The organism is Dellaglioa sp. CoH-57-MRSF-16 (genome assembly GCF_056782055.1).
The window spans coordinates 162,190-179,165 of record NZ_JBXAXZ010000001.1 but is presented as its reverse complement, the minus strand read 5'-3'; the positions used below and the strand labels follow the sequence as shown (position 1 = coordinate 179,165).

At 33.8% G+C, this 16,976-nt stretch carries 13 protein-coding genes; 11 read left to right on the top strand and 2 right to left on the bottom strand.

Features of this window, described 5'->3' with window-relative positions; genetic code table 11:
* Positions 1-95: 95 nt before the first annotated feature.
* Positions 96-806 (bottom strand): GntR family transcriptional regulator, encoded by a 711-nt coding sequence (locus AC1RPH_RS00815; RefSeq protein WP_481760980.1) that lies wholly within the window; start codon positions 804-806, stop codon positions 96-98.
* Positions 807-1,168: 362 nt separating this feature from the next.
* On the opposite strand from AC1RPH_RS00815, the gene AC1RPH_RS00810 reads away from it, so the two are divergent.
* The 5 genes from AC1RPH_RS00810 (at position 1,169) to AC1RPH_RS00790 (ending at position 5,681) form a co-directional block, all read left to right on the top strand.
* Positions 1,169-2,551: a glycoside hydrolase family 1 protein gene (locus tag AC1RPH_RS00810; protein WP_481760979.1), complete on the top strand. Its 1,383-nt coding sequence runs from the start codon at positions 1,169-1,171 to the stop codon at positions 2,549-2,551.
* On the top strand, positions 2,551-3,999 hold the full coding sequence (locus tag AC1RPH_RS00805) for a PTS sugar transporter subunit IIC (protein WP_481760978.1): 1,449 nt from the start codon (positions 2,551-2,553) through the stop codon (positions 3,997-3,999). Before AC1RPH_RS00810 ends, AC1RPH_RS00805 begins: the two co-directional genes overlap by 1 nt.
* A gap of 15 nt (positions 4,000-4,014) precedes the next feature.
* Complete coding sequence (locus tag AC1RPH_RS00800) at positions 4,015-4,335, top strand: PTS sugar transporter subunit IIB (protein ID WP_481760977.1); 321 nt, start codon at positions 4,015-4,017, stop codon at positions 4,333-4,335.
* 30 nt (positions 4,336-4,365) lie between these two features.
* On the top strand, positions 4,366-4,689 hold the full coding sequence (locus AC1RPH_RS00795) for a PTS lactose/cellobiose transporter subunit IIA (protein ID WP_481760976.1): 324 nt from the start codon (positions 4,366-4,368) through the stop codon (positions 4,687-4,689).
* A gap of 110 nt (positions 4,690-4,799) precedes the next feature.
* On the top strand, positions 4,800-5,681 hold the full coding sequence (locus AC1RPH_RS00790; protein ID WP_481760975.1) for an ROK family protein: 882 nt from the start codon (positions 4,800-4,802) through the stop codon (positions 5,679-5,681).
* A gap of 78 nt (positions 5,682-5,759) precedes the next feature.
* Here the strand turns inward: AC1RPH_RS00790 and AC1RPH_RS00785 are convergent, their stop codons facing one another.
* Positions 5,760-6,647, bottom strand: coding sequence for a phosphate ABC transporter substrate-binding protein PstS family protein (locus AC1RPH_RS00785; RefSeq protein WP_481760974.1), 888 nt, complete (start codon positions 6,645-6,647; stop codon positions 5,760-5,762).
* 261 nt (positions 6,648-6,908) lie between these two features.
* On the opposite strand from AC1RPH_RS00785, the gene AC1RPH_RS00780 reads away from it, so the two are divergent.
* From AC1RPH_RS00780 to AC1RPH_RS00755, 6 genes are all read left to right on the top strand, one after another.
* On the top strand, positions 6,909-8,876 hold the full coding sequence (locus tag AC1RPH_RS00780; protein WP_481761143.1) for an ABC transporter ATP-binding protein/permease: 1,968 nt from the start codon (positions 6,909-6,911) through the stop codon (positions 8,874-8,876).
* 88 nt (positions 8,877-8,964) lie between these two features.
* Positions 8,965-9,645 (top strand): TetR/AcrR family transcriptional regulator, encoded by a 681-nt coding sequence (locus AC1RPH_RS00775; RefSeq protein WP_481760973.1) that lies wholly within the window; start codon positions 8,965-8,967, stop codon positions 9,643-9,645.
* Positions 9,646-9,651: 6 nt separating this feature from the next.
* Positions 9,652-11,391 carry an ABC transporter ATP-binding protein gene (locus AC1RPH_RS00770; RefSeq protein WP_481760972.1) on the top strand — a complete coding sequence of 580 codons (1,740 nt, stop codon included), beginning with the start codon at positions 9,652-9,654 and terminating at the stop codon, positions 11,389-11,391.
* A complete protein-coding gene (locus AC1RPH_RS00765; protein WP_481760971.1) occupies positions 11,391-13,274 on the top strand; it encodes an ABC transporter ATP-binding protein in 1,884 nt (627 codons plus the stop codon). Before AC1RPH_RS00770 ends, AC1RPH_RS00765 begins: the two co-directional genes overlap by 1 nt.
* Before the next feature lie 182 nt (positions 13,275-13,456).
* Positions 13,457-15,250: a translation elongation factor 4 gene (gene lepA / locus AC1RPH_RS00760; RefSeq protein WP_481760970.1), complete on the top strand. Its 1,794-nt coding sequence runs from the start codon at positions 13,457-13,459 to the stop codon at positions 15,248-15,250.
* A 21-nt stretch (positions 15,251-15,271) separates the two neighbouring features.
* Positions 15,272-16,816, top strand: a complete 1,545-nt coding sequence (locus AC1RPH_RS00755; RefSeq protein WP_481760969.1) for an ABC-F family ATP-binding cassette domain-containing protein — start codon at positions 15,272-15,274, stop codon at positions 16,814-16,816.
* The last annotated feature ends 160 nt before the right edge of the window (positions 16,817-16,976 follow it).

Here is a 16,976-nt window from a genome sequence, read left to right as displayed (position 1 = left end):
CCAATATAACTTTGGAATTATGCCTTTTTGCGTACCCACATATATTAAGTACAGATAATTATTTTTAATGTAAGTTAGTTCATAAGTGTGCCAGTTTAATTTGATTCAAAAACAAAATAAGAGCGTTTATTAAATTCATTTCTTGATTTTGAGTACTCGATGGCGTGACCATTCACAAGCCAAACAATTTGTTCTACTTCTAATATTGGCGTTTGTTCAACAACGTTTAAATAATTGATATCTAATTCAGTGGCTTGTCTGGCTTGTATTTTTCTAGACATACCTGACATATTTAACCCTAACGTATTTTTAATATAACTATATATGGAAGTTTCCAGTACGGATTTTGATAAACCTGGAACTAATTTAACAGGCATGTACGTATCTTCCAAGATGAAAGGATTTCCATCTAAAAGTCGGAGTCTAATAATATGGTATGTTGGCTCTTCTGCACTAATATTTAAATGAGTTTGAACCTCTTTTTGAGGGAATACAACTTCAAACTTAATGACGTGACTTGTTATTCTGTCCCGTCCTTCTTGTTTACTTAATCCATCAAAATTATCTGCCGGTGCATCAACGCTATTGATAAGAGTCGAGGGACCTATAACAACTGTTCCAAAACCAGATTTTTTTAATATAAATCCTTCTCGTGCTAAGTCATCTAACGCCTTCTTTAAGGTTATTGAACTGACATCGAAGCTAGCAGATAATACTTTTTGATCAGGTAAAATGCTACCTTTTGGATATATATTAGAAAGTATTCGTTCCCGAATTATATTTTTAACTAACTCATATTTTTTCATAAATCCCTGTTCCCCCATAGATTTTAATGTCAAATTTAGTATTATTTAAACTTTAGGTGCGATTTTAAAAAGTATATTACTCTGCTTATTAAAAATTAGATCTCAAAAAAAATAGGTATGATGTAACTATTTTAGAATTAGAGAATATTGTACCGATATTTAGTATGACTAATTAATCGGTTAATACCGAATTATAACACTCAACTACCCTCTTTTCTATATAAGTGATAGCCAGAGTTTAATAAAACATATATCTTTTGTATAACAAAAGTATTGTTTTATTATACAAAAGATATATAATAGTAAATGAAAGCGATTTCTTAGTTAAAAAATAATTTATTAGAAGAAGGGTTGATTGATATATGATAAATGAAAATAAGATGCCTAAAGGTTTTTATTGGGGTAATTCTGTATCAAGTATGCAGACAGAAGGAGCATGGCAGGCAGATGGTAAAGGGCTATCAGTTTATGATATCCGTGACTCAGATAAAGGTGTATCCGATTGGCACGATGCGATTGATGAGTTTAACAGATATGAAGAAGATTTGGATTTAATTGCAGATATGAATATGAATATGTATCGCATTCAGATATCGTGGACTCGAATAGTACCTGATGGTGATGGAACTATCAACGAGAAAGGTTTTGAGTATTATGACCGATTAATTGATGGGATGATTAAGCGTGGTATTGAGCCAATGGTTTGTCTCTATCACTTTGACATGCCGTTAGCGTTGGCCCAAAAGCAAAGTGGATTTCTATCTCGTAAAACTGTTGATGCTTTTGTTAGGTTTGGGAAAGTCGTTATTGATCATTTTTCAGACAGAGTTAAATATTGGATTACATTTAATGAACATAATCTATACTTCACTGATGAAACATTTCATATTTCTGGATATACCAAGACGGAAAAAACAATTGACGATATGTATACCATATTCCATCATACGATGATAGCTCACGCACAAATTGCACAATATATTCATGAACAATATAAAGAACTTAAGATTGGAGGTATGTTGGCATATACACCAGTTTATCCAGCAACGACTAATCCAAAAGATTCTTTTGCAGTAAGAAAACAAAATGAATTTATTTATGAAAATCTAAATTCGTTATTTGTCGGACAATCATATTCTCCTGAAGTACTTAAATATATAGAAGTGAATAATATTCAAATGGATTTTAAAGATAGAGATAAGCAATATTTAAATAAAATTAAATCTGATTTCATTTCCTTTAGTTACTATCGCACAATGGTCATGGATGCTGATAAAATTCCAAGTGACGAGGCACCAAATAGATATATGAATTATAGTGTAGAAGAAAATACTTATTTATCTAGTAGTGAGTGGTCATGGAATATTGATCCCTTAGGATTCCGAAATGTAATTACAGATTTGCATAATCGTTATAGATTACCTGTATTTCCAATTGAAAATGGAATTGGCATCAAGGAGCACAGGGACAGCACAAATATAATCCAAGATGATGCTCGAATTGAATATCATAAAAGTCATATTAAGGCTATGAAGGATGCAATGTTTATTGATGGTGCTCAAGTTGTGGGCTATCTGGGTTGGGGATTAATTGATATTCCTAGTTCACATGGTGACATGGAGAAAAGATATGGTGCAGTTTTTGTTGATAGAACAAATCATGATTTGAAAGATATGAAGAGAGTTCCAAAAAAATCATATTATTGGTTTAAGGATATCTTAGAAGAGAATGGAGAAAAAATATAATGGAAAATAAAACTGAAAATAAAGCAAACACGTTCATTACGAATAAGTTATTACCTATAATTATGAAATTTGTGAATACAAAACCTATAAGGGCTCTGCAAGATGGAATGGTATACGCATTACCTTTTATTATTATAGGATCCATATTTTTAATTTTGTCCAATTTCCCGGTGCCAAGTGTTGCAGATGCGCTTAAAGATTCAGGTTGGTCAGCATTTTTCACACAAGCATATACAACAACATTTGGTATTTTATCTATCTGGGCGGTAGTTGGTATCGCGTACGTATATGTTCGTAATGAGGGATATGAGGCATTACCCGCTGCATTGACAGCATTATCATCTTTCTTGATGTTACAGATGCTCCAAGTGGCCGCACCTTTAGCCGGAGTAATGGGTAAAAATGGAGCAGGTATTGTTAACAGTGCTGGTAAAGAGGTCCTAAGTGGTTCTGCAATAACAGAAAATATAGACAAATTACCTCATTCGCTTCAATCATTCATGCAGTCGCCAGTTAATGGTGTAATTAACATTAGTTGGTTGAGCGGTCAAGGAATGGTGGCTGCAATTATTGTAGGTATTTTGGTAGGTTGGGCATATACAAAAATGATTAAAGCTGGTTGGAAAATAACACTCCCAGAACAAGTGCCAACTAGTGTTGCTAATCAATTTACTGCCATGATTCCATCTGGTGTTATATTAACTGTTACTATGTTAATCTTTGCTTTAATTAAGACAGTGTTAAATACAGATATGTTAAATCTCATTTATAAGATGTTAGCAGCACCTATGCAAGGACTATCAGATTCATTAATTGGGGCTATATTGATTGCCTTCTTAGTATCATTCTTTTGGTTCTTTGGTGTTCACGGAGGACTGATTGTCGGTGGAATTGCAGGAGCCTTCTTAATTCCTAATACTTCTGGAAACGCTGCTTTATATCAAGCTGGTAAATTATCGTTAGGTAACGGGGCACATATTGTTACTAATGAATTTTATAATAATTTTATTAACTTGACGGGATCTGGAATAACCATCGGACTAGTTATTTTCACACTAGTTGCAGCTAAATCTGTTCAGCTTAAAACAATCGGTAAAATTGAGCTTATTCCAGCTATTTTTAATATTAATGAGCCTTTTCTTTTCGGATTACCTTTAGTTATGAATCCATTTTTAGCTATACCATTTTTCATGGTACCAGTTATTGTAGCAATCTCTACTTATGGGGTAATTTATTTCGGAATTGTACCACCTTTAAATGGTGTTGCGGCACCTTGGACAACGCCAGCAGTTATTTCAGGATTTTTAATTGGAGGTTGGAAGATGGCCTTATGGCAAGCGGTAACGTTAGTAATATCAGCTGTCGGATACTATCCATTCGCTAAAAAATATGATCAATATTTATGTAATCAAGAACAAGAGCAAGAATTAAATAATAAAGCAGAGTGAAAGGAATAAAAAATCATGGAGAAAAAAATTATTATGTTAGCTTGTTCAGCTGGTATGTCTACATCTCTACTAGTATCAAAAATGCAGGCGGCAGCTTCTAAGCAGAAAAAAGATTATGAAATATTTGCAACATCAACATCAGATGTAGACCATCAAATTGAAAGTGTTCATCCGGATGTATTGTTATTAGGGCCACAGGTCAGTTATATGAAGGAAGAAATTAAAAGTAAAACTGATGCTGCTGGAATTCCTATGGACGTCATTGATATGCTAGATTATGGGATGATGAACGGTGAAAAAGTATTACAAACAGCAGTAAATTTAATTGCGGAATAAAATAAATTTAGTGAAATGGGGATGAAAAATATGAATGATAAAGATATGACTGTAATAATGGGAATTATTATGGAATCGGGGAATGCGAAGGGATTTGCCGCTCAAGCAATCCGCATGGCTGAGCAGTCTGATTTTTCTAAATCTGATGATTTTATGAACCAAGCACAAGAGGCGTTAACTAAGGTGCACAATATCCAAACTACTTTGTTAACAAAAGAGGCCAATGGTGAAAAAACGAAACTTAATTTGTATTTGATACATTCGCAAGATTGGCTAATGACGAGTATCTGTTATATTGATTTAGCTAAAGAAATTATAACTATGTATAAATCAATTAAAAAAAACGCCGTATAAAATGACGCATTATAGACGTGCTATGAGAACTTCTTTAATTTAATACGTTTATTAAAAATTATAATTATCAGATACTAAAAATATTAGTCGAATGACTGAAAAGGAGAACAATGGGAACTATATTAGCAATTGATATTGGTGGGACAACCGTAAAGTATGGAGAATGGAAAGAAAATCAGTTCATTTCACGTGGTAAGAGGGAGACCCCTGAGACGTGGAAAGATATGAAAACTTTAATTAAAAATTTATATAATAGTTGTCAGAACGCTGAAGGTATAGCCATTAGTTCTCCAGGATCAGTTGATACGGTAAATGGAATTATTCATGGGATTAGCGCCATCCCTTATATACACAATTTTCCGATTAGGGATGAGTTGGAACAATATTTAGGCGTACCAGTTTCTATACAAAACGATGCTAATTGTGCAGCATTAGCTGAGAATTGGATTGGAAACGCTAAAGATGTAGATGATTTTGTTTCTATTATCATTGGATCTGGAGTTGGTGGTTCTGTAATAATGAATAAAAAATTAAAGGCCGGAAGTAATCTATTTGGTGGCGAATTTGGGTACATGATTTTAGATGTAAATGATGATCGTACTTTCAGTGAGTTGGTTAGTCCAGTAAATCTTGCCAAACAGTATTCTTCAGAAAATAATCGTGAAATTAACGGAAAACAATTATTTGATTTATCTGACTCTGGTGATGATAAGGCATGCCAAATTGTAGATGATTTTTATAAACATTTAGCCGTAGGAGTGTTTAATCTACTTGTATCGTATGATCCTGACCTTGTTTTAATTGGAGGCGCTATATCTGAAAGACCTGGTTTGATTAAAACACTAAATAAATATATTAATCAATTAATCATTGCCAAACGTGCGGATGGCCTTAAGTATAATTTAAAAACATGTTATTTTTATGGAGATGCTAATATGATTGGCGCAATATACCAATATAAAACAAATTTCATAACCTTTAACACTATTTAAATATAAAAAAGCTCATAATTATTAGATTTAGATCTAATAATTATGAGCTTTTTGTATTGAATGTTCTATTTTTTACAGCTATTTATTAATTTCTTCAATAGTACCCTTAGCGTCTTTTTCAACTTTCATATCTGAAATTGAGATATAACCTAATTTCTTGATTAAGCCGTTTTGAATTTTGTCTGATTGAATATAACCAATAAATTTAGCTGTTGCGTAGTTAGGAGAACCTTTAGTATACATATGTTCGTATGACCAAATTTTCCAATTGTTTGTTTCAACATTTTTTGATGTTGGTTTAACGTTATCAATAGATAATGCTTGGATGTTATCTTTTAAGTACGAGAATGCTAAGTAGCTGATGGCACCTGGTGTTGAAGATACCATTTTTTGAACTGTACCGTTTGAATCTTGTTCTTGTGTTTGTTTAGCTGTTTTATTTGGAAGGATACTACTATCAAATACGGTACGTGTACCCGAACCAGAAGCACGATTAATGACAACAATCGCTTGGTCTGCTCCGCCAAGTTCTTTCCAGTTTGTTGTCTTACCTAAGAAAATGTTAGCAAGTTGTGCTTTTGAGAGGTTAGTTACTTTTGTATCTTTGTTGACAACAGGTGCAATACCAACAACGGCAACTTTGTGATCAACAATCTTTTTAGCATCTACGCCGTCTTTTTGTTCTGCAAAAATGTCAGAATTACCAACGGTAACAGCACCTGTAGAAACTTGGCTTAAACCAGTACCTGAGCCACCACCTTGCACGCCAATTGTTAAACCTGAATTATCTGCTTGATAGGTTTCAGCTGCTTGTTCAACTAAAGGTTGTAAAGCAGTTGATCCAACAATAGTAATTTTACCTGTAATTTTTGATGAATCATCTGAAGAAGATGATGATTTACCACATCCTGCCAACAATAAAAGACCCATTGCTGCTATCGAAATAATTGCTGTTTTCTTTCTCATAATTAACTTCCCCTTTTATTTTGTATTCGTATTTAAGAACAACTTCATAATATCAGTTAAATGTTATGGTTCTGTATGAATCGTGTAATGATTTACACCTGAAATTGTAAAGAATGGGTAAAGGTGGAGCGAAATACTTTGCTTTTGTGAGTGTGATTATCTATAATAAAAACCAGCTCATTATGACAGTCTGTCATAAAAACGGAAATAGGGGGAGACAAATTGATTCTAGAAATAAAAAACGTTTCAAAAACGTATAATATGGCTGGTGGTACGACATTCAAGGCTTTAAAAGACATTAATGCTTCTTTTGACAAAGGAGAATTAGTTTCAATAGTTGGTGAATCCGGAAGTGGTAAATCAACATTAATGAACTTAATAGGTGGATTGGATTCAAATTTTGATGGCGAAATTACGTATAATGGTGAAAATATTGGTGATTTTTCTGAAAAAGAACTTGTTAACTTTCATAAGAAGAGTATTGGATTCATTTTTCAAAATTTTAATTTAATTCCTCATTTAAGTTTGATTGATAACGTTGCTATGGCAATGACGCTTTCAAATGTTGATAAATCAGTACGTGTCAAACGTGCTAAAAAATTATTAACAGACGTTGGGTTACAAGATCATATGACAAAGAAGCCAGATCAAATATCTGGTGGGCAAAAACAACGTGTTGCTATTGCACGTGCCTTAATGAATGATCCTGATGTCATTATTGCTGATGAACCAACAGGTGCTTTGGATTCAGAGACAACTGATGCTGTCTTAGAAATTATCAAAGATATCGCAAAGCGTGGTAAATTAGTTTTAATGGTTACTCATTCAGATCGCGTTGCGGCATATTCAAGTCGTGTTGTACGAATTGATAATGGTGCAATTATTTCTGATTCCGAACAAGAACAATTAGAGTTGCATACTAATGAAGATGAATTTAAAGGCGAAACGCCTAAGAATTTAAGTCTATGGTCTGCAATTCGATTAGCTGCACTTAATATGAAAGCTAAATTTTCTCGTAATTTACTTGTTGCTATTGGCTCAAGTATTGGGATTATGTCTGTTGTTTTAATGTTATCGCTTGGAAAAGGGGTAACAAGTTATATAAAGGATACGATGACTAGCTACGTGAATCCCAATGTGACTGAAGTTCATATGAAGGCAAAAACAAGTTCTTCAAGTAGTAGTTCTAAAACAGCAACACCAGCTGCTGGTTCTCAAGCCCAAGCAGCGCAAGCTAAAGAACAACAAAGTCAAATGGCTGCAATTACTGGTCAGACAGGATCATTTTCTAAAAAAGATATTAATAAGTTAACAAATATTAAACATGTGAATGAGCTACAAAAGGGTTATACAGCAATTTCACTAGGTACAAATACAGTTTCATATAAGGATAAAAAAGCTAGTTTGATGCAGTTGGGTACAATGAACTCAGGTATTACAAAATCAAACATTACCAAGGGTACTAAACCAGGTAAGGATGGCATTTTATTAGATAAAACAACTGCAGATTCATTAGGCAAGAACATTGTTGGTAAACAAGTTAAAATTGCGATTGTTTATAACGAAAAAACGATTAAGAAAACGTTCAAAGTTGCCGGAATTTATGAAGCATCTGGAAGTAGCAGTTCAAGCAGTTTAGTTTACTTGAATTACGCTGACTTACAACAATTAGTTGAAGATAATAATGAAACAATTAAACCAAATGTTGTTTATCTTCATACAAACGATAAGGCTAATACGGCAGGTATAAAAGCTAAAGTTAAATCATTGGGTTACACAGGTTCAATTCAAGAAAAAATGTCAGAAATGTTTACTCAAATGTTAGATATTTTGACAGACGTTTTAACGGCCGTAGCTGCGATATCATTGCTCGTTTCTGCAATTATGATATTAGTGGTTCTAAATATATCTGTTGTTGAAAGAACAAAAGAAATCGGTGTTATGAAAGCTTTAGGAGCACGTCGTAAGGATATTCGCCGTATATTTGTTTCCGAAGCGTTCCTAATTGGATTAGCATCTGGCTTAATTGGTGTTGGCGTAACGTATATTTTAGCCTTTGGGTTAAATGCATTCTCAGTTGCAACATTCGATGTTACGATTGTTAAAGTTACAGCTAGTTATGTATTCTCTGGTATTTTAATCAGTGTCTTGATTAGTATGGTTGCTAGTTTCTTACCAGCAAACAGAGCATCAAAACTTGATCCAGTTGAATCTTTAAGAAAAGAATAAGTAAATAAAGTTGCATTTTTAAATAAAGACTAGTAACATGACAAGTTGTCACATGACAGCTTGTCATTTTTTGTATAAAGGAGAAAATATGCCTAAAAAAACGTATTTTAATTTAGATGAAGATAAGCAACAACGGATATTGGATGCTGCTAAAGAAGAGTTCTCAAGAGTACCCCTGTTTGAAGCATCAATTAGTAATATCATAAAAATTGCAGATATTCCGCGAGGGAGTTTTTACCAATATTTCGAAAATAAAGAAGATTTATACTTTTATTATTTTGATACTATTCGACAGAATCAAACTAAAAGATTTGGTGAATTATTAAAACGAAATCAAGGTGATGTCGTGACGACTATGAAGACCTTTTTTTCAGAAACGATTGCGAATACAGTGTCCGGAGAAGATGCTGCATTTTTTAAAAACGCCTTTGTCCGAATGGACTTTAAAATGAGTAGTCGGATGCAGCCACATCATCCTCACCACCCGCATCATAGTGGGAAACAGCCACATTTTGGTGGACCATTTCATCAAAATTTAAAAGCAGATTTTGATATTATGAGTGAAATTGATCGGTCTTTACTAACCATTTCCTCAGATGAAGAAATTAGTTTACTTATGTTTTCTTTAATGAGTCCATTTATGAAAACTATTAATGATTATTTTTCAAAACAAAGAGAAGGTATTGAAATACCTGTTGAAGAGTTACAAAAAGAATATGAAACAATGGCTAACTGGGTAGCTATTGGTGTTTCAAAAAGGAAGGAATAAAAATAAATGATAAAAGTAATGAAAAATCGCGTTAGCGTTTGGGCAATGTTTGGTGCATTTATATTTATGATTGTCCAAGTTATCTGCGATTTATATTTACCAACATTAACATCAGACATGATTAATAAAGGTGTCTCACAAGGCGATGTTGCGTATATCTGGCAGGTGGGTTATGTCATGTTAGGCGTAGCAGCTATTGGTATTGTTGCGGCAGTTGGTAATGTCTTTATCGCTTCACGCTTAGCGCAAAAATTAGGACTTAGATTAAGAAGTCATATTTACAAAAAAGTACTTAATTTTTCAAGTCATGAATTTGATCAAATTGGAAATTCAAGTTTAATTACAAGAACATCAACTGATGTTCTACAAATTCAAAACGTTACCGTTATGATGTTAAGAATGATGATCCAAGCGCCTATTATGTTGATTGGTGCTAGTATTTTAGCTTATAACAAACAAAAAGAATTAACCGTGATTTTTTTAGTAGCTGTTCCAATTTTAATTATATTAATTGCTTCAGTTATGTATTTTGCAGTGCCGCTGTTCAAAACGTTACAAAAAAGAATTGATCATATTAATCTTGTCTTTCGTGAAGGTTTAACAGGTGTTCGTGTTATTCGCGCATTTAACCAAGATAAATATGAACAAAATCGTTTTGATCGTGTGAATAAAGAATATACAGATAATGCCCGTAAAGTATTTTCAATTACGGCGCTAATGTTCCCCATGATGACTTTAGTTCTTAGTGCAACCAATATCGCAATTATCTGGTATGGTGGTCATTTAATTGGAGATATGTCGATGCAAGTGGGTAATCTAGTTGCGTTTATGACGTATGCAATGCAAATTTTATCAAGTTTTATGATGTTATCGATGGTATTTGTCATGTTACCTCGTGCGCAAGCTGCTGCAGCACGTATCAACGAAGTTTTAGATACGAAGAATTCGATAAAAGACCAACCTGATGCAATTACAGTTGATCGTAGTAAAGTAGGAGCAAGTCAATTGTCATTTGATAAAGTTAATTTCCGGTATACGGGTGCTGAAAAAGAAGCCCTAACAGATATTAACTTTGAAGCAAAGGCGGGTCAAACGATTGCGATTATTGGTGGTACTGGATCTGGTAAGTCAACGTTAATTAATTTAATTCCACGATTGTTTGATGTTGAGTCGGGCGATATTAAAATTGATGGTAAATCAATTTATGAGTTAACCCAAGTAAGCTTACACGACCAAATTTCTCTTGTTCAACAAAAGACAGTTCTTTTTAGAGGAACAATCCGAAGTAATCTACAGTTTGGAAATGAAACGGCAACAGATGATGAGTTGTGGCATGCGCTAGAAATAGCACAAGCTAAATCGTTTGTTGAAGAATCAGCGGATGGCTTAGACGGCATAGTTGAACAAGGTGGAGATAACTTCTCTGGTGGCCAAAAGCAACGACTTGCAATTGCAAGAGCATTAGTTAAAAAAGCTTCTGTTTACTTGTTTGATGATTCATTCTCAGCGCTTGATTTTAAAACAGATGCTAAATTACGTGGCTCACTTAAAACGGATGAAAGCATCAAAGATAGTGTTGTCGTAATTGTGGCACAACGGATTTCTAGTGTGACAAGTGCCGATTTAATCTTAGTTATCGATGGTGGAAAAATCGTTGGTAAAGGGACTCATGAAGAATTGAAAGCCACGAATGAAACCTATCAAGAAATTATGCAGTCACAAATCAGAGAGGGGGATGCAGAGTAATGGCAGATAATAAGTCAAAACAAGCAACGCAACCTATGCGGGGCGGTCGAGGTGGACATGGCAATATTGGACGACCAGTTGAAAAGCCTAAGAACTTTTGGAAAACAATTGGGCGTTTAGCGAAATACATGTCACCATGGTTAATTTCAATAGGGATAGTATTAGTGCTAGCCATTATATCTGTAATTTTCCAGGCGGTTTCTCCTAAAATTTTAGGACGCGCAACAACCGAGATTTTCTCTGGGGTAACTAAAGGATTCACTCAAATGAAACAGGGGCAGAAAGTAACCTCGTTGCCAATTAATTTTGATGCAATTAAGAATATCTTACTTACAGTTGGTATTATGTATATTGCGTCTGCACTTTTCAGTTTTGTGCAGCAATTAATCATGACTAATATTTCTCAAAAAACGGTGTACGCACTTCGTAAAGATATTAAGGCTAAAATGGAACGCGTGCCTGTTTCTTACTACGATACACATCCAAATGGTGATATTATGTCTCGTGCTGTAAATGATGTGGATAACATTTCTGGAACGTTACAACAAAGTTTTACACAGTTAGTAACAAGTGTTGTGACCTTTGTCAGTGTTCTCTATATGATGTTTTCAATTAGTTGGCAATTAACGTTAATTGCTTTGATTATTGTTCCTTTGAGTTTGGTTGTTGTCTCATTAATTGCGCCTCGTTCGCAAAAGTTCTTTGCTGGACAACAAAAGAGTTTAGGACTTTTGAACAATCAAGTGGAAGAAACGTATGCGGGTCATACGGTTGTTAAGACTTTTAATAAAGAAGAAAAAAATATTGATATTTTTGAAAAACAGAATAATGATTATTATAAAAGTTCATGGAAAGCACAATTTATTTCTGGATTAATTATGCCAGCAATGAACTTTATTAAAAATATTGGCTATGTCTTTGTGGCAATTGTTGGTGGAATTAAGGTTTCACAAGGAACAATTACTTTAGGTAACGTCCAAGCCTTTTTACAATATGTGAACCAATTCTCACAACCAATCACTCAAATTGCCAACTTATCTAATACGATTCAAGCAACTGTAGCTTCTGCAGAACGAATTTTTGAAATCTTAGATGAAGAAGAATTGAAAGATGAAAGTAACGATGACTTACCAATTGCTGATAATGGTAATAAAATTTCCTTTGATCATGTTCAATTTGGTTACTCAGATAAGAAGCTTTTGATGACAGATTATAATTTGGATGTTAACGAAGGACAAAAGGTAGCAATTGTTGGACCTACAGGTGCTGGAAAGACAACGATTATTAACTTAATTGAACGCTTTTATGATGTCTCAGCGGGATCAATCCGACTAAATGGTGTCGATACTAAGAATTTGAAACGAGAAGATTTACGTAAGTCAATCTCGATGGTGCTTCAAGATACTTGGTTATTTACAGGTACTATTATGGAAAATATTCAATATGGTCGTGAAAATGCAACGGATGAAGAGGTTTATGCTGCAGCAAAAGCCGCTCATGTTGATACATTTGTTCGTCAATTACCAGATGGTTATCAAACTGTTCTGAATGAAGACGCTTCAAATATTTCACAAGGACAACGTCAATTGTTAACGATTGCTCGTGCATTTTTGGCTGACCCAGAAATTTTAATTTTAGATGAAGCAACGAGTTCAGTTGATACACGAACTGAAGTTTTGATTCAAAAAGCGATGGATACCTTATTAGATAGCCGAACAAGTTTCGTTGTGGCGCATCGTCTATCAACGATTCGTGATGCGGATAATATTATTGTAATGGATAATGGCTCAATTATTGAAACTGGAAATCATGATGCTTTGATTGCTAAAAACGGGTTTTATGCTGATTTATATAATAGCCAATTTGCAAACGGTACTATTTAAATTAAAAATAATGAGCTGAATTTGACCTTAGTTAAATTTGTGTTCATTATTTTTTCGTTTTTAAAATACTTGGGCATTCTTACCGGCTTTTAATCTTCTTCTTACGACGTTGATAATTTAGCGTATAATAAAAAAGACTCTAAAACAGTAGATGATTATTTAGAAAATGAGGTTTAATCATAATGAAACAATCACAAATTAGAAATTTTTCAATTATTGCCCATATTGATCATGGTAAATCAACTTTAGCTGATCGAATTATGGAAGAAACACAAACTGTCAGTGAACGTGAGATGTCTAGTCAATTGTTAGATTCAATGGCTGTTGAACAAGAACACGGGATTACAGTTAAATCACGAACGGTTCGTAGTTACTATACAGCTACTAATGGTGAAACTTACGAATATAATTTTATTGATACACCGGGACACGTTGATTTTTCATATGAAGTTTCGAAAAGTTTAGCTGCTAGTGATGGGGCTATTTTATTGGTGGACGCCACTCAAGGTGTGCAAGCACAGACGGTTGCAAATTACCGTTTAGCTAAAGAAAACAACTTAAAAATTATTCCAGTAATCAATAAGATTGATCATCCTAATGCTGATGTTGAAGAAACTAAAATTCAATTGATGGAATTAGCTGACGTTGATGAAGACGAAATGTTATTAATATCAGCTAAAACTGGGATTGGTGTTGATTTGGTTCTAGAGGCTATTAAAGACCGTATTCCAAAACCAATCGGTGATATTGAAGCACCACTTAAAGCATTAGTTTTTGATTCACATTTTGATGCATTTAAAGGAATTGTGGCTTATATTCGTGTCTTTGATGGTGAATTTAAAGCTAATAATTTACTTCGATTTATGCAACAAACGACTGATTTCCAAGTAGTAGAAGCAGGTATTTTTAAACCTGACATGGTGGCTGTTGATAGTCTACATGCCGGGGATGTTGGCTATGTTATTACAGGGCTAAAAGATCCTCAACTAGTTAAAATTGGGGATACGTTAACTTCTCAAAGTAACCCGACACCAGAAGCACTTCCTGGATATAAAGAATCAGAATCAATGGTTTTTGCTGGATTTTATCCTAAAGATAATAACTATAAAGAATTAAAATCAGCTATTCAAAAATTAGCTTTAAATGACTCATCTTTCCATTATAAAGAAGAAAAGTCAGATGCTTTAGGACTAGGATTTAGATGTGGATTCTTAGGGATGTTACATTTAAGTATTATTCGTGAACGTCTCGAAAAAGAATACCAATTAGGGGTGTTAACAACGACGCCTAATGTTACGTACCACGTTATTTTGAAAAATGGTAAAGAAGTTGTTGTTGATAATCCTGTCCAATTCCCTAATTTTTCTGAAATTGATCATGTTGAAGAACCATTTTTAGATGTTCATATGACCGTGCCAGATGAACAAGTGGGCGATATCATGAAATTAGCTGAAAAACGTAAAGGTATTTTCCAAGATATGTCATACAATTCTGGTCAAACTGAATTGAATTATGCGTTACCAACGTCTGAAATTGCCTATGATTTCTTCAATCAATTAAAATCATTATCACATGGCTATGCAACAATGGAAACGCAATTTAAAGGATATCAAACAGCAGACGTTGTTAAAATGGACGTTTTAGTTAACTATGCAACAGTCGATGCACTAGGGTTTGTTGTGCATAGACAAGATGCTGTGGAAATTGGTCAGAAATTAGTTGAGCAATTGAAATATTCAATTCCACGTAAATTATTCCCAATGCCAGTACAAGCAGTTATCGAAAATAAAGCTATTTCGCGTGCAAATGTACCGCCTCTTCGTAAGAGCGCAACAACAAGTAGTGATAAAAAGAATGCTGCCAAACAAGATATGCTACGCCGTCAAAGCGCTAATAAACGATTGGGCTCTAAGGCTGAAATGGAATTACCACAAGAAGTATTTAATGCAATATTGGAAGTTAACAATGATAACTAGTCTTTAGAAAGAAGGATTACAATGGGAGTTTTAGAAGTTCGCCAACTTTCCCATCAATTTGCGGATAAGCAATTATATGAGGATGCTCATTTTGAATTAAACACTGAGGATCATATGGGTATCATTGGTCAAAATGGTGCTGGTAAAAGTACATTAATCAAAATTATTACTGGACAAGAATTACCTGATGAAGGCGAAATCAAATGGAAAAAAAGTGCGACAATTGGCTATTTAGATCAATATGCTGAAGTTGCGGAAGGCATTACGGTTATTGAGTTTTTGAAGACAGCATTTCAACGTTTATATGATATTAGTGAAAAACAAACGCAGGCCTATACGGATTATGCTGAAAATATGGACGAGAAGTTGTTGGAAAAAGCGGGTAGATATCAAGAAGAACTTGAGGCAAAAAATTTTTATGATATCGATACAGAAATTGACCGTGTTCGAACTGGTTTAGGATTAGATGCAATTGAAAAAGACCATCAAGTTAGTGAATTAAGTGGTGGTCAGAGATCTAAGATTATCTTAGCTAAATTATTATTGGAAAATCCTGAAGTTATTTTATTAGATGAACCAACTAATTATTTAGATACGGAACATATTGATTGGTTAACTGAGTATTTAAATCAATTTGAAGGCTGTTTCATGGTTATTTCTCATGATTTTGAATTTTTACAAAATGTCACGAATACAATTATTGATGTTGCATTCGGTAAAATCACAAAATATCGTGGGAATTTTAAATCAGCTATTAAGCAAAAAGAAGCTAAAAAAGAAGCGCAACTAAAAGCTTTCCAGAAACAACGCCTTCAAATTGAAAAAGATGAGGCTTATATTCGAAAGAATAAAGCTGGAACGCGTGCCACAATGGCTAAGTCTAGACAAAAAAGATTAGATAAAATTGAGCGTGTGACACCGCCAAGTGATACTGTAAAAGGTAAATTTGATTTTCCTTATCTAGATACTGGATCCGCATCAACGCTTGCCGTTAAAAATTTATCAGTTGGTTATAAAACGCCATTACTATCACCAGTAACTTTTTCATTATCACATCAAGAAAAAGTTGTCTTAAAGGGATTTAACGGAATTGGTAAATCAACAATGATTAAGTCAATTTTGAAGTTAATTCCAACGTTTGGTGGAACTGCTGAATTTTCTGATTCTGTTGTTGTTAATTATTTTGATCAAGATTTAATTTGGGATAATAAAGAAATGACACCTCTTCAAATTATTCAAGATGAATACCCTGAATTGGAACCTAAAACGATTCGTCGCCGATTGGCTAAATCAGGGATTAATGCTGCGAATACAATGAAACCTATTAATATTTTGAGTGGTGGGGAACAAATGAAAGTTAAGTTGAGTTTAGTTGAATTGAAACCAAGTAACTTTTTAATTTTGGATGAACCAACTAATCACTTGGATGATGATACAAAAGACGCGCTACAAAAGGCAGTCCGACGTTTTCCTGGAAATGTTTTATTGGTCAGTCATGAAGCACCATTTTATGAATCTTGGATTGATAAAGTGTTTGATGTTGAAGCAATAAGAATTCAAAAATAGTGATAATAGCCTTGGAAAGTAATTTTCTAAGGCTATTTATCTGCACAAAAAAAGCACCAACCGAAGTTGATGCTTTCCTGTTATGGTACTTACCGAAGTAAATAGATTGTATGAATTCCACAAAACAGTGACAATCAGACATACCTACAATGCGGTAGGT